The sequence below is a fragment of the Nocardia sp. NPDC049149 genome (genome assembly GCF_043197455.1).
Taxonomy (GTDB): Bacteria; Actinomycetota; Actinomycetes; order Mycobacteriales; family Mycobacteriaceae; genus Nocardia.
On the sequence record NZ_JBICTD010000011.1, the window covers coordinates 162158 to 183537 of the forward strand.

Annotated in this window: 23 protein-coding genes and 1 tRNA gene; 15 read left to right on the forward strand and 9 right to left on the reverse strand. The window is 67.8% G+C overall.

Features of this window, described 5'->3' with window-relative positions:
- The first annotated feature begins 30 nt into the window (after positions 1-30).
- Positions 31-354 carry a heavy metal-binding domain-containing protein gene (locus ACGFNJ_RS35935; protein ID WP_218023404.1) on the forward strand — a complete coding sequence of 108 codons (324 nt, stop codon included), beginning with the start codon at positions 31-33 and terminating at the stop codon, positions 352-354.
- Positions 355-369: 15 nt separating this feature from the next.
- Here ACGFNJ_RS35935 and ACGFNJ_RS35940 read toward each other — a convergent pair whose 3' ends face one another.
- On the reverse strand, positions 370-807 hold the full coding sequence (locus ACGFNJ_RS35940) for a MarR family winged helix-turn-helix transcriptional regulator (RefSeq protein WP_393458876.1): 438 nt from the start codon (positions 805-807) through the stop codon (positions 370-372).
- Between the two features lie 88 nt (positions 808-895).
- Here ACGFNJ_RS35940 and ACGFNJ_RS35945 point away from each other — a divergent pair, with 88 nt between their 5' ends.
- The 5 genes from ACGFNJ_RS35945 (at position 896) to ACGFNJ_RS35965 (ending at position 5689) form a co-directional block, all read left to right on the forward strand.
- Positions 896-2458, forward strand: a complete 1563-nt coding sequence (locus tag ACGFNJ_RS35945; protein WP_393458879.1) for an MFS transporter — start codon at positions 896-898, stop codon at positions 2456-2458.
- Between the two features lie 226 nt (positions 2459-2684).
- Positions 2685-3209, forward strand: coding sequence for a DUF3558 domain-containing protein (locus ACGFNJ_RS35950; RefSeq protein ID WP_393459260.1), 525 nt, complete (start codon positions 2685-2687; stop codon positions 3207-3209).
- A 12-nt stretch (positions 3210-3221) separates the two neighbouring features.
- Complete coding sequence (locus tag ACGFNJ_RS35955) at positions 3222-3602, forward strand: hypothetical protein (protein WP_393458882.1); 381 nt, start codon at positions 3222-3224, stop codon at positions 3600-3602.
- Entirely contained in the window at positions 3599-4909 is a 1311-nt protein-coding gene (locus ACGFNJ_RS35960) for a hypothetical protein (RefSeq protein WP_393458885.1), read from the forward strand. Before ACGFNJ_RS35955 ends, ACGFNJ_RS35960 begins: the two co-directional genes overlap by 4 nt.
- 3 nt (positions 4910-4912) lie before the next feature.
- Entirely contained in the window at positions 4913-5689 is a 777-nt protein-coding gene (locus ACGFNJ_RS35965; RefSeq protein WP_393458888.1) for an ESX secretion-associated protein EspG, read from the forward strand.
- A gap of 6 nt (positions 5690-5695) precedes the next feature.
- Here ACGFNJ_RS35965 and ACGFNJ_RS35970 read toward each other — a convergent pair whose 3' ends face one another.
- From ACGFNJ_RS35970 to ACGFNJ_RS35990, 5 genes are all read right to left on the reverse strand, one after another.
- Positions 5696-6886, reverse strand: coding sequence for an acetyl-CoA C-acetyltransferase (locus ACGFNJ_RS35970; RefSeq protein ID WP_393458891.1), 1191 nt, complete (start codon positions 6884-6886; stop codon positions 5696-5698).
- 56 nt (positions 6887-6942) lie between these two features.
- Entirely contained in the window at positions 6943-7548 is a 606-nt protein-coding gene (locus tag ACGFNJ_RS35975; protein ID WP_069165400.1) for a TetR/AcrR family transcriptional regulator, read from the reverse strand.
- A gap of 61 nt (positions 7549-7609) precedes the next feature.
- Complete coding sequence (locus tag ACGFNJ_RS35980; RefSeq protein ID WP_393458894.1) at positions 7610-8392, reverse strand: hypothetical protein; 783 nt, start codon at positions 8390-8392, stop codon at positions 7610-7612.
- Between the two features lie 155 nt (positions 8393-8547).
- The gene (locus ACGFNJ_RS35985; protein ID WP_393458897.1) at positions 8548-9342 is read right to left on the reverse strand and encodes an SDR family oxidoreductase; all 795 of its coding nucleotides are present in this window, start codon (positions 9340-9342) and stop codon (positions 8548-8550) included.
- Positions 9339-10550, reverse strand: coding sequence for an acyl-CoA dehydrogenase family protein (locus ACGFNJ_RS35990; RefSeq protein WP_393459263.1), 1212 nt, complete (start codon positions 10548-10550; stop codon positions 9339-9341). The genes ACGFNJ_RS35985 and ACGFNJ_RS35990 overlap by 4 nt, the downstream gene beginning before the upstream one ends.
- A gap of 86 nt (positions 10551-10636) precedes the next feature.
- On the opposite strand from ACGFNJ_RS35990, the gene ACGFNJ_RS35995 reads away from it, so the two are divergent.
- From ACGFNJ_RS35995 to ACGFNJ_RS36025, 7 genes are all read left to right on the forward strand, one after another.
- Positions 10637-12187 (forward strand): FadD3 family acyl-CoA ligase, encoded by a 1551-nt coding sequence (locus tag ACGFNJ_RS35995; protein ID WP_393458900.1) that lies wholly within the window; start codon positions 10637-10639, stop codon positions 12185-12187.
- Positions 12187-13071: an enoyl-CoA hydratase gene (locus tag ACGFNJ_RS36000; RefSeq protein ID WP_393458903.1), complete on the forward strand. Its 885-nt coding sequence runs from the start codon at positions 12187-12189 to the stop codon at positions 13069-13071. The genes ACGFNJ_RS35995 and ACGFNJ_RS36000 overlap by 1 nt, the downstream gene beginning before the upstream one ends.
- Positions 13072-14214 carry an acyl-CoA dehydrogenase family protein gene (locus tag ACGFNJ_RS36005; RefSeq protein ID WP_393458906.1) on the forward strand — a complete coding sequence of 381 codons (1143 nt, stop codon included), beginning with the start codon at positions 13072-13074 and terminating at the stop codon, positions 14212-14214.
- Positions 14211-15215 carry an acyl-CoA dehydrogenase family protein gene (locus tag ACGFNJ_RS36010; RefSeq protein WP_393458909.1) on the forward strand — a complete coding sequence of 335 codons (1005 nt, stop codon included), beginning with the start codon at positions 14211-14213 and terminating at the stop codon, positions 15213-15215. The genes ACGFNJ_RS36005 and ACGFNJ_RS36010 overlap by 4 nt, the downstream gene beginning before the upstream one ends.
- A gap of 73 nt (positions 15216-15288) precedes the next feature.
- On the forward strand, positions 15289-16341 hold the full coding sequence (locus ACGFNJ_RS36015; RefSeq protein WP_393458912.1) for an acyl-CoA dehydrogenase family protein: 1053 nt from the start codon (positions 15289-15291) through the stop codon (positions 16339-16341).
- 93 nt (positions 16342-16434) lie between these two features.
- Positions 16435-16923 (forward strand): MarR family winged helix-turn-helix transcriptional regulator, encoded by a 489-nt coding sequence (locus ACGFNJ_RS36020; protein ID WP_393458915.1) that lies wholly within the window; start codon positions 16435-16437, stop codon positions 16921-16923.
- Between the two features lie 34 nt (positions 16924-16957).
- Positions 16958-17710 carry a DUF427 domain-containing protein gene (locus ACGFNJ_RS36025; RefSeq protein WP_393458918.1) on the forward strand — a complete coding sequence of 251 codons (753 nt, stop codon included), beginning with the start codon at positions 16958-16960 and terminating at the stop codon, positions 17708-17710.
- On the opposite strand, the gene ACGFNJ_RS36030 is transcribed toward ACGFNJ_RS36025, so the two are convergent.
- Positions 17703-18584 carry a phosphotransferase family protein gene (locus ACGFNJ_RS36030; protein ID WP_393458921.1) on the reverse strand — a complete coding sequence of 294 codons (882 nt, stop codon included), beginning with the start codon at positions 18582-18584 and terminating at the stop codon, positions 17703-17705. The two genes, ACGFNJ_RS36025 and ACGFNJ_RS36030, sit on opposite strands and share 8 nt — an antisense overlap.
- 39 nt (positions 18585-18623) lie before the next feature.
- Positions 18624-18699 (reverse strand) — tRNA-His (locus ACGFNJ_RS36035).
- Positions 18700-18796: 97 nt separating this feature from the next.
- On the opposite strand from ACGFNJ_RS36035, the gene ACGFNJ_RS36040 reads away from it, so the two are divergent.
- Positions 18797-19207 carry a cupin domain-containing protein gene (locus ACGFNJ_RS36040; RefSeq protein WP_393458924.1) on the forward strand — a complete coding sequence of 137 codons (411 nt, stop codon included), beginning with the start codon at positions 18797-18799 and terminating at the stop codon, positions 19205-19207.
- Positions 19208-19294: 87 nt separating this feature from the next.
- On the opposite strand, the gene ACGFNJ_RS36045 is transcribed toward ACGFNJ_RS36040, so the two are convergent.
- Entirely contained in the window at positions 19295-20218 is a 924-nt protein-coding gene (locus tag ACGFNJ_RS36045; RefSeq protein WP_393458927.1) for an AraC family transcriptional regulator, read from the reverse strand.
- Between the two features lie 96 nt (positions 20219-20314).
- Here ACGFNJ_RS36045 and ACGFNJ_RS36050 point away from each other — a divergent pair, with 96 nt between their 5' ends.
- The gene (locus ACGFNJ_RS36050) at positions 20315-21373 is read left to right on the forward strand and encodes a saccharopine dehydrogenase NADP-binding domain-containing protein (protein ID WP_393458930.1); all 1059 of its coding nucleotides are present in this window, start codon (positions 20315-20317) and stop codon (positions 21371-21373) included.
- Positions 21374-21380: the final 7 nt, after the last annotated feature.

Below are 21380 nucleotides of genomic sequence, written 5' to 3' on the forward strand. Positions count from 1 at the left end.
CCGCAGCAGCAGCCGGGACCGCAGTTCCCGATCCTCGTCTCGACGATGAACGACGTGCCTGGCCACCGGGTCGTCCGGGTGTTCGGCGAGGTCGCAGGCCTGACCGTGCGCAGCCGCGGCCTCGGCTCGAACATCGCCGCAGGCTTTCGCTCGCTCGGCGGCGGTGAGATCACCGAGTACACCCAGCTCCTCTACCACTCCCGCCACGAAGCGATCATGCGGATGTGCCAGCACGCCATGTCCTTCGGCGCCAACGGCATCCTCGCCATGCGCTTCGACTGCAACGAGATCGCCCAGACCATGAGCGAGGTAGCCGCCTACGGCACCGCCGTGCTTCTGGAGCCCGAGAAGTAGATACCGCCACCGGGGTCAGCCGAAGCGGCAGGCCTCCGACATGCCTTCCATCCAGTCGCGGACGGTCTCGCGTTGCTCGGGGGTGAAGGCGGATTCGAGCTCGGCTTCGCGGCGGACCACCGCTTTGCGGGCTTCCGTGAAGCGGGCTCGGCCCGCCTCGGTGATGTGGATCTGGTGGACGCGGCGGTCGGTGGGGTTGGGGCGGCGTTCGATCAGACCCTCGGCCTCGAGGCCGCCGAGCATTTCGTTGGCGGCCTGACGGGTGCTCGACACCTCGCGGGCGATGTCGGCGACCGACATGCCCGGATGCGCCTGCGTCATCATCAGGGTGGCGTATTGCGAGGTCGACAGCCCGAATTCCTTGAGCTCGGCGCCGATTGCCGCGCGCATGTCGAGCCACACCTTGCGGACCATGAAGGTCAGCGATCCAGGCTTGTTCCGGTTGCCGCCCACGGCAGAAGCCTCCTCAGAGATTGACAGGTTCCTGACGATCGTTCAGACTTCGGTCGTCAGGTTCTTGTCGATCGTATCGAAGGTTTTCATGACCACGCCTCCGACCTTGCCTAAATCCCGGCAACAGTTGATCCTCGCCGTACTCCTGGTGTCCTCCCTGCTGATCTGGCTGGACAACACCATCCTCAGCACCACGTTCGAAACCCTCGCCGACCCGGTCCGCGGACTCGGCGCCGATCCGGCCCAATTGCAATGGGCCACCGGCTCATACACGCTGGTCTTCGCCACCTTGATGTTCACCGCGGGCGCACTGGGCGACCGCTTCGGCCACCGGACCGTGCTCATCGCAGGCATGGCGATCTTCGGCGCTGCCTCCGTCTGGGCCGCATACGCAAGCGACGCAAGCCAATTGATCGCCGCACGGGCCGTGATGGGTGCGGGCAGCGCGCTGATCATGCCCGCCACCATGGCCATCCTCACCTGGACGTTCACCGGGCCTGCCCGGGCCAACGCGATCGGGCTCTTCTCCGCCTCCGCCGGCGTCGGATTGGCGGCCGGGCCGCTGCTGGCCGGGGTGCTGCTCCAGCACTTCTGGTGGGGCTCGGTGTTCCTCGTCAACGTGCCGGTGGTCGTCCTCGGCCTGATCGGGATCGCCGCACTGGTCCCGAACTTCCGCAGCCCGACACCGCGCCCACTGGACCCGGCCGGGCTACTGCTGTCGATCAGCGGGCTCGCGGCGCTGGCCTACGGGCTGATCCGGGCCGGGCAGGTGGCCTCGTGGAGCCGACTCGATGTGTGGGCACCGATCACCGCGGGGCTGATCCTGCTCGCCGCCTTCGTGCTCGTCGAATTGCGGATCCGGCAGCCGAGTTTCGATCCACGGCTCCTTGCCGAGCGCACCTTCGGCGGCGGTAACGCCGCACTCGGCCTGCTGTTCTTCGCGATGACCGCCGTCGGCTTCTACGGTGCGTTCTATTTGCAAGGGGCACGCGGCTTTTCGGCGCTCGAGGCAGGCCTGGCGAGTTCCGCGGCCGCGATCGGCGTGATGATCGGCGGGCCGCTCGGCGTGCGGCTGGTCCGCCGCTGGTCGCTGCGCCCCGTCGCCGGAACGGCACTGGTCGTGGCCGGGCTCGCGATGGGCAGCTTCGGGCTCTTCGACCTGCACACCCCGATCATCTGGAACGAAGTCGTGCTGCTGGTGCAGGGGCTCTCGATCGGCATGGTCATCAGCCCGGTCACGGCAGCGCTGATGAACACCCTTCCGCTGGAGCGCGCCGGCGCCGGATCGGCCGTCACCAACACCGTGCGCCAAACCGGCAGTGTGCTCGGGATCGCGGTCGGCGGCACCATCATGTCGATCGCCTACCGGCGCGGGATCGAAGGATCGCTGTCCGATATTCCGAGCCCGGCGCAGGATCAGGCGCGCGCCTCCGCCGAACTGGCCAGGCATGTGGCAGGCACGATCAATCGGCCTGACCTCGCGCACGCCGCCGACAACGCGTTCATCCACGCGATGCACGTCGGCACCGTATGGACCATGCTGATCGCGCTGACCGGGGCGGCCGTGCTGATCCTCACCATTCGGCCGGATCGCAAGCCGACGGAGCTGGAACCGGAGCCGGTCGAGATCCTGGAACCGGCCGCCGGATGACCGATTGACGGCGTTCACCTCGTCGCCGTGGGGAGCCGCCAGGGCATGGCGGCTCCCCACTTGGCGTGCTTGCAACGTTGTGAACTGGAACGTACCGTCAATCGGAGTTGCAAGGGGGCACGGAAATCGGCCCGGACCTGTCTGTATTGCGCACAACGGCGACGGTGAGGAACGGATGACTAGCAGGGGGAATGTGCTGCGTGGTCTAGTCGTCGCGGTCGGTGTGATGGTGGTTTCGGCGGGGTGTGGAGATCCCACCGAGGGAAAGCCGACTGCGAGCGGGACCACGGCTGTCACGACTGCCCCGTCGAAATCGGCAGACGCTGACGCTGGACTGTGGGATCCGTGTGGACTTCCGGATTCGGCCGTTTCGGCTACCGGGTTGGATCCCGCGACCAAGCGGAAAGACGCCGGGGGCGTGAAATTCGATGGCTGGAAAGTTTGTGGATGGCGTGCCACTGCCCGGTGGTACGAGCTGACGGTCTTCTCTGGGACTCCCACACTCCAAGACATTCAGCATCGGACCGACTACGAGGCGTTCACACCTGCGACCGTTGGTTCGCGCCGCGCGGTGCAGTTCTTCGACGTCGGCGACGGTGACCGACTGAAGTGCTACATCGGTGTGGAACTGCCTCAGGGCTCGGCCATGTTCAAGGTGATTACCCGGTATGAGATCGGTAAGCAGGGAGACCCGTGCGTTCAGGTGCGGCACCACGTCGACGACCTGGCCAAATATCTACCTGGCAGCTGACGGAGGGGAAGCATGAAGTTTGGCGTCGATCCCGCGGAATGGCAAAAGGTTCTCGATCAAGCCGATGCCGGCGAAATTTCTCTGGACCCGGAAGTCGGCAGTGGTCTGGACAAGGCATGCGACGACTACCTAGACCGACTTGGCGGCATCCTGGTGACGGTCGACGACGTCAAAGACCTCTCCGGCTTCGGGACTTTCCCGTCCAGTTTTGCACTGCAAGAGAAATTCTCGCTGAAAGCCACCGGAAGTGATCAAGCAATAGACGCGGTGCTGAAGCAGCACATCGACGCCGTCAAAATTGCGAAACAAGTTGTCGCCAAGGCAATTTCGAACTTCCAAGAACAAGATCAATCCAGGGCCGACCAATTCACCGGATTGGATGTGCCGCAATGACATACGACGACTACCGTGCCCGCATCATCGCGGCCCAAGAGCAGTGGAATCGCGAGCGGCAGAACATCTACGACTTCACCCGCCGGATCGATGAGACCTTCGACGGCGAGTTCGAACCGCCGAGGATTCCGGGCCCGGACAACTACGACTCGATGACACTGACACAGATGGTCGACGCCGTGAATTCCATGCGTCCCGGCGTCGCGCACGCAGCATCACAAGCATGGCTGAACATCAGCATGAATCTCACCGGCGCCACCGAGGCGTTCAACAGGGAGTTCGCCCGCACGATCTCCGGCGCGTGGACCGGCAAGTCCGGTGCGGCGGCGACCAAGGCGGTCAACGACTACAGCGAGAAGTCCAAAGCGCTGGCCAGCGCAACGGGATTGGTGAGTTTCAAACTGTCGGAACTGCATACCGGGCTGAATCAGACGCAGGCATTGATGCCGCAGGCGACCCAGCGCCCGGATCTGATGGGCAAGACGCTGCCGCAAAGCGGTGCGATGAAAGCCGGTGACTATTCCGAAGAGGAAGCGACGCAGGAGGCGCGGCGCATTTTGCGCACGGTCTACGGTCAGGTCGCTAACCAGACCGATCAGGGTGTGCCGGTGTTGCCTGCCGCCCCGAGCATCGTCGAGGACTCGCCGAAGCCCAACTCCGCACCCGGCCAGACGAATTCGCCAGGCACCACGAATTCTCCCGGGGCACAGGAGAACTCCACCGGCGAACCTGGCTCGACGGAGCAGGAATCCAAGGCATCCGACCAGCAGACCACCGATCCGACACAAGCCTCAGGAACCGATCCGTCGACGTCAGGATCTCCCTCCACAACCACCGCGGGCACGGAGTCCGGGACACCGTCGAACATCCCGACGACCACGTCCCCGAACACCACCAACACCGGCAGCCCAAGCACCGCCAACACCGGCAACTCGAATCTCACCACCGCAACCCCTACTCCGTCGCGCCCCCTCCGCACTTCCCCCGGAACACCCGGCCGCCCGAATATCCCTGGCACACCAGGAACTTCGGGAACCCCGGGCACACCAAACCCAGGCCGCAGCATCCCGGGATCACCCCAACCCGCGGCCGCCCCAGCCGCCGCGGTCACCCGTACCGACGGCACACCCGCCCGCCCCGGCGCAGCCGGAACCGGCATGGCTCCGGGCATGACAGGCAAGGGCAAGGACGACGAGCAGGAGAAGTCCGGCACGAAGGACTACCTGATCACCCAGGCGAACGGCAACGAGGTCACCGGCCTGGATGCGTTGCCGAAGGCGGTGCCACCGGTCCTCGGTAGCGACTGACGCATGGCTGACTGGCGCTTCACCGGTCTCGAGTTCGAGCTGCTCTGGTCGGCCTACGGCCGTGACCGACTACCGTACCCGCTGCAATACCGCGCTGAGGCAGTCGATTTCAGCGATCTCAAGCAGCAGCGCGAAGCCGCCGCCGACGCGCTGATGAACCGGTATGCCGAGGATTTGGAGCGCGCACTCGACGTGCTCCTGGAGCCGGAGGCCCGCATCGAATCGAAGGGTTTCGGCGAAACCCCGTCGAACGTCTTCCGATTCCACGCCGGAATACGCGGCGGGCTCGGCGCGACCCTCGTCCAACTTCCCGGCCACGCCGCGGACAATGGCGCGGACGTGATCGTAAGCTGGTGTCCCGCAACACAGGTCGCCAAGCGGGCGGTCGCCGCCCTGCCGCGCACGCCGCCCGGCACCCATCCGCCGATCGAGGTCCGCCGCGAAGAGGTCGCCGCCGACCGCGAACGCCACGTCCGCCGACCTTACGAGGTGAGCATGGCCCAGCAGCTGGACCGGATCTTCAAGCGCCGCAGGCTCGGCCTCGGCGAGATCACCGTCTTCGCCGGGTCGGCCGTGGACGCCCGTCCCGCCTTCGGCCGCGGCTTCTGGTGGATGGACTACGAAGACGGCCGCTACTTCGTCAAGACCGGCGATCCGATCGTCGCCAGACCGCTCGACGCCGCGACGATGACCGCCGAGATCAACCGTCTCCTAGCCCGCACCCAGCGCTTCTTCCGCGAGGACCGCGACCACGACCGGTCCATCGGCTCGCAGTGGTAGCACCGATCAGCGGTCGAGCCGCTCGATGATGGTCGCGTTGGCGGTGCCGCCGCCTTCACAAATGGTGAGCAGTCCGTAACGGCCGTTGATCCGCTCCAGCTCATTGAGCAGGGTGGCGAAAAGCTTTGCGCCGGTTGCCCCGAGGGGATGGCCGAGCGCGATGGCGCCGCCGTTGACGTTGACCCGGTCCGGGTCGGCGCCGGTCTCCTGCAACCAGGCGAGCACCACCGGCGCGAAGGCCTCGTTGATTTCGATCAGGTCGATGTCGTCGATGGTGAGGCCGGTCTTTTCGAGCGCCCACTTGGTGGCCGGGATGGGCGCGGTGAGCATGAAGATCGGGTCGGCGCCGCGCGCGCTGACATGGTGGATGCGGGCCCGCGGCCGCAGACCGTATTCCTGTACCGCCCAGTCGGAGGCGAGCAGTGTCGCGCTGGCGCCGTCGGAAATCTGGCTCGCCACCGCGGCTGTGAGCGGGCTGCCCTCGGCGAGCGGCGGCAGCGAGGCCATCTTCGCCAGGCTGGTCTCGCGTGGTCCCTGGTCGATCCAGAAGTCGCCGACCGGAACGATCTCGTTGTCGAAGCGGCCGTTCTTGATGGCATCGCGCGCCCGCTCGTGGCTGCGCAATGCCCAGTGCTCCATGTCTTCTCGGCTGATGCCCCACTTTTCGGCGATCAGCTGCGCGGCGTGGAACTGGGTGACCTCGGCGCTGCCGTAGCGGTGGTCCCATCCTTCGGAGCCGGCGAAGGGCGTCTCGAATCCGTATTCCTTGCCCGCGTACATGGCCGCGGAGATCGGGATGGCGCTCATGTTCTGCAGCCCGCCCGCGACGATCACCTCGGCGGTGCCGCTCATGATGGCTTGCGCGCCGAAATTGATGGCCTGCTGGCTGGATCCGCATTGCCGGTCGACGGTGACGCCGGGGACTTCCTCCGGGTATCCGGCCGCCAACCATGCGGTGCGGCCGACGTTTCCGGCCTGCGGGCCGACGTTGTCGACGCAGCCGACGATCACGTCGTCGACGGCGCCAGGGTCGATCGGGTTGCGGTCCAACAGACCTCGCAGCGCGGCCGCGCCGAGATCGGCCGGGTGCACGGCGGCCAGCGCGCCGCCGCGCTTGCCGACCGGGGTGCGCACGGCGTCGATCACGTAGGCGTCCCGCAGCGGGGCGTAGGGGCGGCGGGCGGCTGGTGCTGACATCTGAGAACTCCTACGTGGTGTGCTTGCGAACAGCGCGACGGGCCGCGTCGCGCGGATTAGGTCGCCGTGAGCCCGTCCAACACGATGGTCAGGTACTGCTTGGCGAGGTTGTCGACGGTGATGGGGCCGCCTGGCTGATACCACCGCACCGCGACCCACACGGTGTCGCGCAGGAATCGGTAGGCCAGTTCGACATCGATCTCGGGCCGGAAGCTGCCGTCCTGCACGCCGTTGGTCAGCACCCGGTGCCAGAGCTCGCGGAACTCGCGGTTGTATTCGGCGATGTAGGTGAACCGCTCGGCGGTGCGCAGCCGCTTGGCCTCGGCCTGGTAGATCGCCACCGCGGCGTGATGCCGGTCGAACGATTGGTAGGACGCGAGTACCAAGGCTTCCAACGTGTCTCGCGAGCTGAGCCCGGCGGCGACGATCTCGCGGTAGTGCCCGAACAGGTCGTCGAGGAAGCCGCGCAGGATCTCGTCGACCATCGACTCCTTGGAATCGAAGTGGTGGTAGAGACTGCCCGATAGAATCCCGGCCGCGTCGGCGATGTCGCGCACGGTGGTGGCGCGCAGTCCACGCTCGGCGAACAGCTGCGCCGCGAGCGTGAGCAGTTCATTGCGCCGTGCTGATTTCGATGCGTCGGGTGCGGTCACAACCGCCATAATACAACCAAGCGTTTGCTTGGTACAGAGTGGCGAGCACGAGTGTCGGACACCAGCAGGTTCAGCGCACCGAATAACGCAGCGGGGAGGATACGGATAGATCGGCTAGGAGCCGGTCGCAGATGACCACGGGCGAGATGCCTGCCCGCGCCATGCGCGCGACCAGCGCGAGTCGTCTTTCGCAGCTGTCCCATTCGACGGTGAGCTGCCCGCGACCCGGCCCGGCGTCCACGGTGGCCATCACCCGCGGCGGGCCGTGCGGCACGGGCTCCTCGATCAACTTGAGCACCATGCCGCGCTGCCATGCCCGATAGGTCTCCATGTCGGCGCCGGTCACCAGCTTGTCGGTGGCGGCGCAGAGCCCCTGCGCGATCTCCTCGTCGAAGGCGACCCGGTCGAACCGAAACTTGCGGCACTTCGCCACCACATCGAGCAGATCCGCGCGCACCTCGCACAGCACCGCGGTCTGCCGATGCCTGCGCCGGTCCTGATCGGTCTCCTGGATCTCCCGATAGTCGGGGCCGAGCCCGAGTCGTTTGGCGCGCTCGCGATCTCGCGCCAGATCGGCGCGCAACGCGCCGCGTGGATCGCGCACGACCGCACCCTCGTCGATCGCGAACTGCTCGAGAATCTGCGCGGCCCGCATCGCGGTCGCACATTCGGAATCGTGGTCCATCAGCTCCGCGCCGAGCGTGAGCGCGGCCAGCACCATACTGTCCGAGCGGCGCCGGGCAAGCACCACTTCACACACCAAGTCGAGTTCCAGTTGTTCGCGGGCAGCTGGGCTATCCAGGCCCATAGCCATCGCCCCTTTGGAGAGTGCGGGATCCGATTCACCCAGCATGGCACACCCCGACGGCATCTGGCGCCGCCTTTTCTACCTGATCAGCCGCCCATTTGCCCGCAGTGCGCTGGACGCCGTAAGGCGTTCGCACTCAGGCGTGCGCAGCCACTCGTCCGGTCTGTCGCGACCGTCCGAACAGACCTTCAGCGGGACGCTCAGGCGCGCTGGCTACTGACCGAGACGACCTCGCCGGTGAGATACGAGGTGTAGTCGCTCGCCAGCATCGCGATGGTGGCGGCCACTTCCCACGGCTCGGCGGCCCGGCCGAACGCTTCGCGCTCCGACAGCTGATCGAGCAGTTCGGTCGAGCTGACCTTGTCCAGGAAGGCATGCCTGGCGATGCTCGGCGCGACCGCGTTGATCCGCACGCCGAGTGCGGCGGCCTCGATGGCACTGCACCGGGTCAGCGCCATCACGCCGGCCTTGGCCGCGGCGTAATGGGCCTGACCGTGCTGCGCGCGCCAGCCGAGCACGCTGGCGTTGTTGACGATCACGCCGCCGTGGCCCGCCGTGCGGAAGTAGCCGAGTGCGGCACGGGTGCAGCGGAAGGTGCCGTTCAGGGTGATGTCGAGAACGCGGTCCCACTGCTCGTCAGTCATGTCGACCACCGGTGTCTCGCCGCCGAGTCCGGCATTGTTGACCATGATGTCGATCCGGCCGCGCGCCTCGGCGGCGCCGTGCACGAGCGCGTTCACCTGTTCGGTGCTCTGCACGTCGCAGGCGATCGCGGCGACCTTGCGCGCCGGGAACTCGGCGGTCAGCTCGGCCGCCGTCTCGGCCAAACGCCGCTCGTGCCAATCGGAAACGACCACGTCGGCACCCTCGGCGAGCAGCCTGCGCGCCGTTGCGGAGCCGATCCCGGTGCCAGCGGCGGCGGTGACGACGGCGACGCGCCCGGTCAGCAGGCCGTGCCCGGGAACCGGTTGCGGCGCAACGGAAAGGCCGGTCATGGGCGGGCCTCCCGCGGCAGTCCGAGCACCCGCTCGGCAATGATGTTGCGCTGCACTTCGTTCGAACCTCCGTAGATGGTGTCGGCGCGGGTGAACAGGTACAGCCGCTGCCATTCGGTGAGATCGTGCTCGTCGGCCACCAGGCCCGCCGGACCGAGCACGGCCATGGCGAGTTCGCCGAGGCCGCGATGCCAGTTGGCCCACAACAGTTTCGCGACCGAGGCCTGTCCGCCGTCGTCGACGCCGACGCCGACGCCCTCCATGGTGCGCATGGCGTGGGCGCGCAACACCCGAAGCCCGACCCAGGCCCGGTCGATCCGATCCGCGATCAGCGGGTCGTCGGCGGCGCCGGTGCGGCGGGCCAGCGCCTCGATGTCGGCGAGCTCCCTGGCGAACCTGATCTGCTGGCCGAGCGTGGAGATGCCGCGCTCGAAGGTCAGTGTGCCCATGGCGATGCGCCAACCGTCGCCAGGCGCGCCGACCACCAGATCCGCTGCCGTGCGCGCATTGTCGAAGAAGACCTCGTTGAATTCCGATGTCCCGGTCAGCTGGATGATCGGGCGCACGTCGATGCCGGGCTGCCGCAGCGGAACCAGCAGGTAGGAAAGTCCTTTGTGCCGAACAGAACCGCGCTCGGTCCGCGCGACCACGAAGCACCAGTCGGCGACATGGGCAAGCGAGGTCCAGATCTTCTGGCCGTTGATCGACCATTCGTCGCCGTCGAGCTGCGCCGCAGTAGTGATGGCGGCCAGGTCCGAGCCCGCGCCCGGCTCCGAATAGCCTTGGCACCACAGCTCACTCACCGTGCGGATGCCTGGTAGGAAGCGATCCTGCTGCGCGGCGGTGCCGAAGGCGAGCAGTGTCGGGCCGAGCAGTTCCTCGCCGACGTGCGAAACCCGGGCGGGCGCATTCGCTTTCGCGTACTCCTCGTGGAAGATCACCTGCTGTCGCACGCTCGCCGCGCGGCCGCCGTGCTCCGTTGGCCAGCCGAGGCAGGTCCACCCCGCGGCGGCCAGGTGCCGGTCCCACGCGAGGCGCTCATCGAACGCCTCGTGCTCCCGGCCTGGCCCGCCGAGCCCGCGCAGCTCGCGGAACTCTCCGTTCAGGTTCTCGGCGAGCCACTCGCGCACCTCGGCCGCGAATTGCGCGTCCTGCGTCGCGGAAAACCGCCCGCCCTGCGCGGCCGTGTCGGATTCTGAGGTCTGGATCGCACCCACGCCGGTAGGATAACCTACCAAGCACTTGCTTTGTAGGGCGCTTGCCTAAGTGCCCGCCGCGGAAGGTAAGGACAACCGTGACAACCCCTGCTCAAACGACACCGCAGGCACTGCAGCATGCCGCGCGCACCTTCGGCGCCGCCCCCGCGCTGGCCGACGGTGAGGTCCGGCTGGACTGGACGCAGCTGCTCGCCGCGGTCGAGGAGGTGGCAAGGGCGCTGATCGCGCGCGGCGTGCAGGCGGGCGATCGGGTCGCGATGTGGGCGCCGAACACCCATCACTGGGTGGTCGCCGCGCTGGCCGCGCACTACGCGGGTGCCGCGCTGGTGCCGCTGAACACTCGCTACGTCGCCGACGAGGCCGCCGACGTGCTGCGAAGAGTCGACGCGAAGGCACTATTCATCGCTGGCAGCTTCCTCGGCAGGGACCGGCTCGTCGAATTGCACGAGGCCGCACCCGATCTCGCCATCGACACCATCGTCGTCATCCCCGTCGAAGGTGGCGAGAACACCGATATCGCCGCGCTGGACTGGTCCGAGCTGGCCACCGTCGCCGAGCCGGTCACGCTCGCCGCGGCTCGGCAGCGCGCTGCCGACGTCGGGCCCGACGACGTCGCCGACATCCTGTTCACCTCCGGCACCACCGGGCGCAGCAAGGGCACCCTGGTCGCGCACCGGCAAGCGCTCGCGGTGGTGCGTGCCTGGGCGGAGTGCACCACGCTGAACAGCAGCGATCGGTACCTGGTGGTGAGCCCGTTCTTCCACAACTTCGGGTACAAGGCGGGCATCCTCGCCTGCCTGGTCACCGGCGCGACCCTGGTGCCGCAGGCGACCTTCGACGTGCCTGCCACCATGCGCGCGGTGAGCGAGGAGAAGATCACCGTGCTGCCCGGCCCGCCGACCATCTATCAGACGATCCTCGACTTCACCGACCGCGACGCGTTCGACCTCAGCAGCTTGCGCGTTGCGGTCACCGGCGCCGCGACGGTGCCGGTGGTACTCGTCGAACGGATGCGATCCGAGCTGAAGTTCGACGTTGTCATCACCGGTTACGGCCTGTCCGAGGCCGCAGGGTTCGGCACCATGTGCCGCGCCGACGACGACGCGGAGACCATCGCGAACACCTGCGGCCGCCCGATCGCCGACTTCGAACTGCGGCTCGCCGCCAACGGCGAGGTGCTGCTGCGCGGCCCCAACGTGATGCTCGGCTACCTCGACGATCCCGAAAGTACCGCGGCCACCATCGATTCCGACGGCTGGCTGCACACCGGCGACGTCGGCACGCTCGACGAGCGCGGCTATCTGAAGATCACCGACCGGCTCAAGGACATGTACATCTCCGGCGGCTTCAACGTGTACCCGGCCGAGGTGGAACAGGCGCTGGCCCGGCTGGACGGCGTCGCCGAATCCGCGGTCGTCGGGGTGGCGGATGCCCGAATGGGCGAGGTGGGCAAGGCTTTCGTGGTCCGCAAGCCCGGCACACAGCTCACCGAGGACCAGGTGCTCGCGCACGCCACCACGGTGCTCGCCAACTTCAAGGTGCCCCGGTTCATCGAATTCCGCGATCAGCTGCCCTACAGCGCCGCCGGGAAAGTGCTCAAGCGTCAACTACGTGAGGAGAATTCGTGATGTCGGAACCGATCCCGGACGAGGGTGAGGTCGTCACGTACGAGGTGCGCGGCCGCACGGCGATCGTCACCCTGAACCGGCCCGACTACCGCAACGCGCAGAACTCGGTGATGACCTACGCGCTCGACGCTGCCTTCGAACGTGCCGTCGAGGACCCCGAGGTCGGCGTGATCGTGTTGGCGGGCAACGGCAAACACTTCAGCGCCGGGCACGACATCGGCACCCCCGGCCGCGATCACCACATCCGCTATCCGAACAAGGCGGCGCTGTGGTGGGACCATGTGGACAAGGTCGGCGGCGATCAGCGCTTCGCCCGCGAGCTCGAGGTGTATCTCGGCATGTGCAGGCGCTGGCGCGAGATTCCCAAGCCGACCATCGCCATGGTGCAGGGTGCCTGCATCGCGGGCGGGTTGATGCTGGCCTGGGTGTGCGATCTGATCATCGCCTCGGACGACGCGTTCTTCTCCGATCCTGTGGTGCGCATGGGCATTCCTGGTGTCGAATACTTCGCGCACCCGTGGGTGATGGGTCCGCGCGCCGCCAAGGAATTCCTGTTCACCGGTGACCGATTCGGCGCGGCACAGGCCAAGGAATGGGGCATGGTCAACCGGGTGGTACCGCGTGCCGACCTGGAAGCCGAGACGCTGGCACTCGCCGAAAAGATCGGCGCGATGCCGCAATTCGGTTTGGCGCTGACGAAGAAGGCGGTGAACCAGGCCGAGGACCTGATGGGCATGCGCGCAGGCATGGACTCGGTGTTCGGGCTGCATCATTTCGCGCATGCGCACAACGCCGAAGTCGGCGCCGACTCGCTGGGCGGCATGAACGCCAAAACGATGAAGGCGACAGCGACCGGCGACGCGGCACAGAACGGGGCTTCGTAGGTGGATCTCGACTTCGACACGGCGACACAGGAATTCCAGGCGGAGGTCCGCGAGTTCCTCGCGGCGAACAAGCCCGAGCAGCCGCTGGCCTCGATGGACACCAAGGCGGGCTTCGAGGCGCACCGCGCCTGGGAACGCACCCTCGCCGACGCCGGCCTGTCCGTGGTTGCCTGGCCGCGGGAGTACGGCGGCCGGGACGCCTCGCTGCTGGAGTGGGTGCTGTTCGAGCAGGAGTACTACGCCGCGGGCGCCCCTGGCCGGGTGAGCCAGAACGGGATATTCCTCCTTGCACCAACACTGTTCGAACACGGCACGCCCGAACAGCTGGCCAGAATCATGCCGAGAATGGCGCGCGGCGACGACATCTGGGCCCAGGCCTGGTCGGAGCCGGAAGCGGGCAGCGACCTCGCAGGCATTCGCTCGACGGCACGGCGCACCACCGGCGGCTGGCTGCTGAGCGGGCAGAAGACCTGGAGTTCGCGTGCGTCCTACGCGGATTGGGCCTTCGGCCTGTTCCGCAGCGACCCCGAGGCCGAGCGGCACAAGGGGCTGACCTACGTCATGTTCCCGCTCACCGCGGACGGCGTCTCGGTGCGGCCCATTCCGCAGCTGGACGGTGAGCCAGGATTCGCCGAGATCTTCCTCGACGAGGTGTTCGTGCCCGATCGCGACGTGATCGGCGCGCCGGGCGAGGGCTGGCGGGTGGCGATGAGCACGTCGAGCAACGAACGTGGTCTCTCGCTGCGCAGCCCCGGCCGGTTCAGCGCGACGGCGCAGCGGCTGATCGATCTCTGGCTCGACACCGGGGACCGGACCAACACCGCGCAGCGCGATGCGGTGGTGGACGCCTGGATCGGCAGCGAGGCGTACCGGCTGCACACCTTCGGCACGGTGACCAGGCTCAACGAAGGCGGCAAGCTCGGCGCGGAATCGTCGATCACCAAGGTGTTCTGGTCCGAGCTCGATATCGCGATGCACGAGACCGCGCTCGACGTGCTCGGCGCCGACGCCGAGCGAACCGGACCGTGGACCGACGGCTATCTGTTCTCGCTGTCCGGGCCGATCTATGCGGGCACCAACGAGATTCAGCGCAATATCATCGCCGAGCGGCTGCTCGGACTACCGAGAGGAAGCAGCCGATGAGATTCGCGCTCAGTCCCGAACAACTCGACTTCGGCACCAGCGTGCGCAAGCTGCTCGACGCGGGCCGCACGCCATCGGCCGTGCGCAGTTGGGCGGTCGGCGATCCGCGGCCGGGGCGCGCGCTGATCCAGCAGTTGGCGGGTGCGGGCGTGCTCGGCCTGGCGATCGACGAACAACACGGTGGCGTCGGCGCCGAACCGATCGATCTGGTCGTCGCGTTCGTCGAGCTCGGCCGCGCCGCGGTGCCAGGCCCGCTGATCGAGACCGCGGCCGTGCTACCCGCACTGCTGCAAGCACTTCCGGATCAGGCACCGGCCGCACGCTGGCTGCCCGGCTTCGCCGAGGGCGCCGCGCTCGGCACCATCGCCTTCGCCACGCCCGATCGGCACGGCGTCGCGGTGGATGCCGATGCCGCGGAGGTGATCCTGCTCGCGGAGGGCGCAAAGCTGTCCGCCGGGCAGCAGGCCGGAATAGTCCGGTCGATCGATCCGGCCCGCCGCCTGTTCGACGTGACCGCCGACGCGGCGGTGGCCGAGGGCGATGCGGTGCGCGACGCCGTTGCCCTCGCGTTCGACACCGGCGCACTGGCGTGCGCCGCCCAGCTGCTCGGCGCAGGGCGGGCCCTGCTCGACGCCACCACCGGATATGCCAAGCAGCGCAAGCAGTTCGGCAAGCCGATCGGCGAGTTCCAGGCCGTCAAACAGAAACTCGCCGATGTGCTGATCGGGCTGGAGCTGGCCGAGCCGCTGCTCTACCGTGCTGCGCTCACCCTCGGCACCGCCACTCGCGCTCGCGATGTGTCCGCCGCCGTGATCGCCTGCGGCAACGCGGCCTACCGTGCGGCCAGGGCCGCGCTGCAGGTGCACGGCGCGATCGGCTACACCGCCGAATACGACTTGTCGCTGTGGCTGACCAAGGTCACCGCGCTCCGATCCGCCTGGGGCACAGCCGATCTGCATCGGTCCAGGATCGCCGACGCGCTCAGCGAGGCGCAGTCATGAGCGAACGAAGTGAGCGAATCATGTGCCAGCGCGCCGTGCGCATGACGGAGCCGAGCGCAAGCGAGGCGCAGTCATGAGCACTGAGCATCAGGAGTTCGCCGCCTCGGTGCGCGGGCTGCTCACCAAGCACGCCGGGCCTGCCGCCGTGCGTGCTGCGGCGCAGACGGATCTGGGCTATGACCCGGCGCTGTGGCGGCTGTTGTGCGAACAGATCGGGGTGGCGGCGCTGGCTGTGCCGGAGGAGTACGGCGGGTTCGGGGCGAGCCTGGTCGAATCCTTGCTGGTGGTCGGCGAACTCGGCCGCACGCTGGCCGGGGTTCCGATGCTCGGGTCGGCCGTGCTCGGCGCGCAGGCGGTGCTGCTGTCCGGCGATGCGCAGGCGTGCGCCAGGTTGCTGCCCGAGGTCGCCGAGGGCACTCGCACCCTCGCGGTGTGCTGGGCAGGCGAAAGCGGCTGGGACCGGCCAGGAGTCGCCGAATCCGACGGAACACTCACCGGCACAGCACATTACGTGCTCGACGGCATCGGCGCGGACATGCTGATCGTGGTCACCCCCGGCGGCTTCTTCGAGGTCGACTCGGCCGCGTCCGGGGTGACGCGGACCGCAGCGCCGACCATGGACCCGACCCGCAAGCTGACCACCGTCGCGTTCGAGTCGGTCGCCGCCAAGCGCCTCGGCACTGCCGATGCCGCGCCTGCCCTGGCACGGTTGCGCGAGATCGCTTGGGCCGCAGTGGCTGCCGAGCAGGTCGGCGCCGCCGAGCGGTGTCTGGAGATGACCGTCGAGTACAGCAAGTCCCGGGTGCAGTTCGGCCGGGCGATCGGTAGCTTCCAGGCGCTCAAGCACCGGATGGCCGACATGTACGTGCTGCTGGAATCGGCCAAGTCCGCCTCGGCAGCGGCCACGCTCGCGGTCGCCGAGCAGAGCCCGAGTGTCGCCGAGGACGTCTGGGCCGCCCGCGTGCACTGCTCGGAGGCGTTCACCGCGATCGTCGCCGAGACGGTCCAGTTACACGGCGGCATCGCCATCACGTGGGAGCACGACGCGCACCTGTACTTCAAACGAGCCCATGGCACTGCCCAGCTCTTCGGCACGCCGCGTCGTCCGCTGCCGCAGACCGCCTGAGTACTATCTCGAGACCCAGCGAGCCCGCTCGCTGGGTCTCCGGCCGTGGCCGGATTCGTCACATTGATAGTTAGCTTATGTAATAATATACCGGTGCAGCACGCTCAGGTAACCACAGCAGATGACCTCATCGTCGATCTTCTCGTCACCGCGGGCAGGCTCACCCGGCTGGCCGGGGTGATCAGTCGCGACGACCTGCCGCGCGCCGTCCTGCGGGCACTCGCGGTGCTCGACGAACACGGCGCCGTGCGGGTGAGCGAGTTCGCCAGGATCGACCGCTGCTCCCAGCCCGCCGCAACGACGCTGATCGGCAGGCTGGTCGCGGACGGCTTCGCGACCAGACGCAAGGACACCGAGGATTCCAGGGCCGTCGTCGTCGAACTGACCCAGGCCGGACGCAACCGGCTCACCCAGGCCCGCAAGGCCTTCGCCGCCGCACTCACCACCCGGCTGGACAGCTTCGACACCGCGCGGCTCGCCCAACTCGACACCGATCTCAACGAACTGCTGGATGCGCTGAAAACGGCTACGCGACAGCCGCACAGCGTGACCGAGCCCGAAGCGGTCACCGTCGGCGAGTGAGGCGACGGCCCTGCCGGGAGTACCGTCGAGAGGTATGGGCGAAGTACAGCGAGGGCGGGTAAAGATCGAGGCCGGTCACAAGCGCGTGCGGGTCTATCTCGGCGGGCAGCTCGTGGCCGATACGACGCGGCCGGTGCTGGTATGGGAAAGTCCGCACTATCCGACGTACTACCTGCCGGTCGCGGATCTGCACGCGAAACTGGAGCCGACCGGGAACAGCCGTCGGTCCCCGAGCCGTGGCGACGCGCTCGAATACGACGTGGTCATCGATGGCGCCACCGCGGCGGGCGCGGCACTGTGCTATCACGATTCACCGTTGACCGAGCTGAACGATCTGGTGCGGCTCGACTGGAACAAGATGGACGAATGGTTCGAGGAGGACGAGCCGGTGTACGTCCATCCGCGCGATCCGTACACCAGGGTGGACATCCTCGGCAGCTCGCGGCATGTGCGCGTCGAGATCGACGGCGTCACCGTCGCCGACTCGCACTCGCCGCACATTCTGTTCGAAACCGGGCTGCCCGCACGGTATTACCTGCCGATGACCGACGTGCGGATGGATCTGCTGCGGCCGACGGACACCCACACCAGCTGCCCGTACAAGGGCACCGCCGACTACTGGACCATCCGCGTCGGCGACAAGGACTACCAGGACTACGTGTGGGGCTACCGGACACCGCTGCCGGAGAGCCAGAAGGTCGCCGGGCTGGTCTGCTTCTACAACGAGAAGGTCGATATCTATCTCGACGGCGAGCTGCTGGAGCGGCCGCACAGTCCGTTCAGCTGAGCCGGTAGCCGGCGAGGCCGTCCGCCAGCTCGGCTTGGTCGCCGTCCCGGTGGGCCGCCAGCGCCTGCTGGAGTGCGAAAGTTCCTTGGATGACGGCGATTCGGTCGGCGAGGTCGCCGTCGGCCGGGTGCGCCAGTTCGAGCAGGGCACGCAGCACCGGTGTGCCGTAGCCTGCGCCGAGCGCGGCATAGTCCTCGGCGGGGTCGCCGAGGGCGGCATCGTCCCAGTCGACAACGCCGCGCAGTTGGGGTCGGCCGGTTGTGTTGTCCCACAGGAGGTTTGCGCCGCCGAGGTCGCCGTGGACGATCGTGCGGGTCAGGTGTGGCAGCGAGTCGAGTGCGGCCAGCTCACGTTCGGCTCGTTCCCGCCCTGCGGTGTCCATCAGTGGATACAGCTCGGCGCGAACACCGTCAGCGAATTCGCGCCAGCGACAGGCAGTGGTCGACGGAAGTAACGCGCGTAGTGCGTCGTTGCGGCCTGCCACCGACAGCCTGACGAGCAGCGCATGGCATTGCCGGGCAACGGCTTCCGCGATCGTCTGCCGCTGCGTCACGGCGTAGTCCAGTGGCGCGCCGTGGATCCGCGTCAAGACGAGATACGGCACCCGCTCACCAGGCCCGGCGACGGCGAGCGGTTCCGGAACCGCGACGCCGAGGGCGATGTCGGCCAGTGCCCGCAGCACACCGGCACAGGCAGGTAGTCGCGCCGCCGCTGCCTCGGTGCGCGCCAGCCGCACCACCCGCGCCGATCCGAGCACCACGTAATGGAACTGGCCCTCGTGCACGGTGAGCTCAGCCGACGTCGCGCCGGGCAGCAGCCGACCGAGCAACTCCCGGTGCGCCTCGATCACCCCGCGCGCAGCTGCCGTTTCCATGCCTGGATACCTACCCGCCAACGGTCGATGTCGCATTATTGGGGTGAGTGACCGGACTTGAACCCGCGACCTCCTGGACCACAACCAGGCGCTCTGCCAGCTGAGCTACACCCACCATGTGCAGCGAGGGTAACCCGGCGGTTCGGTTCCGGTCTCCTGAATTTCGCCCGCGCGTCCGGCGGCCGCGCCCTCGGATCGGGCATAGTCGAATCATGATCGACAACCGACCCGCGCTCGCCGCCGCCCTCGACCTGTCCCCGCATCCGGAAGGCGGCTGGTTCCGTGAAACCTGGCGCAGTGCCGTGGAATTCACCCCGGAAGGGTACGAAGGCAGCCGGTCGAGCGGGACGGCGATCCATTTCCTGCTGATGCCGGGCGAACAGTCCGCGCCGCACACGGTGCGCTCCGACGAGCTGTGGCTCTGGCATCGGGGTGGTCCGCTGGTGCTGAACATCGGCGGCGAAGAAATCGTGCTCGGCCCCGATGTCGAGCACGGTCAGGTGCTGCAGGCGGTGGTGCCCGGCGGCGTCAGCCAAGCCGCGCGCCCCGCAGGCGACGAGTACGTGCTCGTCAGCTGCTTCGTCTCCCCCGGCTTCGACTTCGCCGACTTCACGATGGATTGATCCGCAGCTGCTGTTCGACCGGGGGCGCTTCGCTTCCCCGGTCGACGTATACCGACCGCTGACCACCGCATCCCCGGCGATACGCGATTAGACCGCGACCAGGGGCGGTTTGTCCTCGGCGCGGCGGTATTGACCTGGGGCCGTGCCGTATTCGCGTTTGAAGGCTTTGGCGAAGGCGAACTCCGAGGTGTAGCCGACCTTTCGGGCGATGCTGTCCAACGAGGCGTTGGATTCGCGCAGGAGGCGGGCGGCGGTGAGCATGCGCCAGCGGGTGACGTAGGCGAGGGGCGGTTCGCCGACGGTGGCGGCGAACCGGCGGGCGAGGGTGGCGCGAGAGACGCCCGCTATGTCGCTCATGTGCGGGACGGTCCAGGTGCGTTCGGGCGCCTCGTGGACGGCACGCAGGGCCGCGGCCACCGCGGGGTCGGCGAAGGCGCCTGCCCAGCCGCCGACCGGCTCGGCGCGCGCGGCTTGCTCGTCGAACCAGGCGCGAAGCATGAAGAGCAGCAGGATGTCCAGGATCGCGGGGAGCGCGGCGTCGCTGCCCTGGTTCGGCGCGGCGACCTCGGCGGCGAGCAGGTCGACCGCGGCGCGCAGCGCTGGGTGGCGGCCGGGATGTGCTGGGAGATGGATGAATTCGGGTAGCTCGTCCAGCAGCGGGTGACTGCGCTGCCTGCCGAGTTCGTAGGCGCCGCACAGCAGTGCGGTCCGCGCGCCGGTTCCCGGAATCTCGCGCGGCTCGCCAGGTTGCGCTCGTTCGGTGACCGGGCTGTCGAGTCGATCCACCAGATGATGGTCGGCGCCGCGCGGCATGAACAGGACATCGCCTGCACCGAGTGCGATCGGTTCCGCGCCGGACCGCACCGCGAAGCACGAACCCTGCAGCACCACATGGAAACCCGCGCCGGGCACCACGGGGTAGTCGCGGCCCCAAGGCGCGTGCCGCACGAACATCCCCGAGGTCGGATTCCCGGTGCGGATCGCCGCGATGGTTTCACTGAGGACATCCATGTCATCAACCCTACCGCTCCCACTTGAGTGTTTCAGACATAGTTGCGAGCAATTCAGCCATTCATTTGCTCACCATCCGGCCATAACTTTATAACCATGACAACGACGAACTCCACCGAGACCACCCCGGCGATCGCGATCTACGGCGCAACCGGTGTCACCGGCGGCTACCTGCTCACCGAGCTCCGGCGCCGCGGCATCGCACCGATCCTGGTGGGCCGCAACGCAGATCGGATGCGCACCGCCGCCGACACCGCCGGACTGCCCGACGCGACGATCCGGGTCGCCGATCTCGCCGACCACGCCGCGCTCGTCGCCGCCTTCGCCGGCGCCGACGTGGTGATCAGCAGCCTCCCCGCGTATGTGGACCACGGCCCCGCAGTGCTCGCCGCCGCGATCGAGGCGGGCGCGCACTACACCGACATGGCAGGCGAGCAGCTTTTCCTGAAGCGCGTATTCGACGAGTTCGGCCCGCACGCGGAGGCGGCCGGTGTCACGCTCGTCTCCGGCATCACCGACAGCAATCTGCCAGGCGACCTGCTCGGCTATCTGACGACCCGACGGGTCGACGGCCCGGCCGAAGTGGTCATCAGCCACCTGAGCAAGAGCAACGGCAACGGTTCCAAGGGCAGCGCGAAGACGGTGTTCGCCAGCCTCGACTGGTTCCGCAGCGGCGGCTGGCACTACGCGGACGGCGAATTCCGTACCGGCGCAACGGCTCGCCACGCCGAGCTGACCTTTCCCGGCCAGACCGTGCCGACCACGGTCGCGAAATTCCCGCAGCCGCCGGTGCTGACGATCCCGCGCCACTCGAACGTCTCCTACGTCGAGGGTGTGCTCGCCAGGTCCATCCTCGACACTCTCAGCGGCTTCACCGCGGACGTCATCGACTCGCTTCCCGAATCCCCCAGTGCCGACCTACGTTACGACCTGGTCGTCGACGCCTTCGGCACCGACGGTCGCCGCGTGCGCGGCGTGGTGAGTGGCGTTCACTCGTACCGGGATTCGGCATTGATGGCGATCGAGGTGGCCGTCCGGCTGGCGAACGGCACCGTGAAACCGGGCGCGCTCGCGGCCGCCGAGGCATTCGACGCAGCCGAATTCCTCGACGCGCTGGCGCCATTCGACATCACCTGGCGCATCGAGGAACTCTGATCAAGGG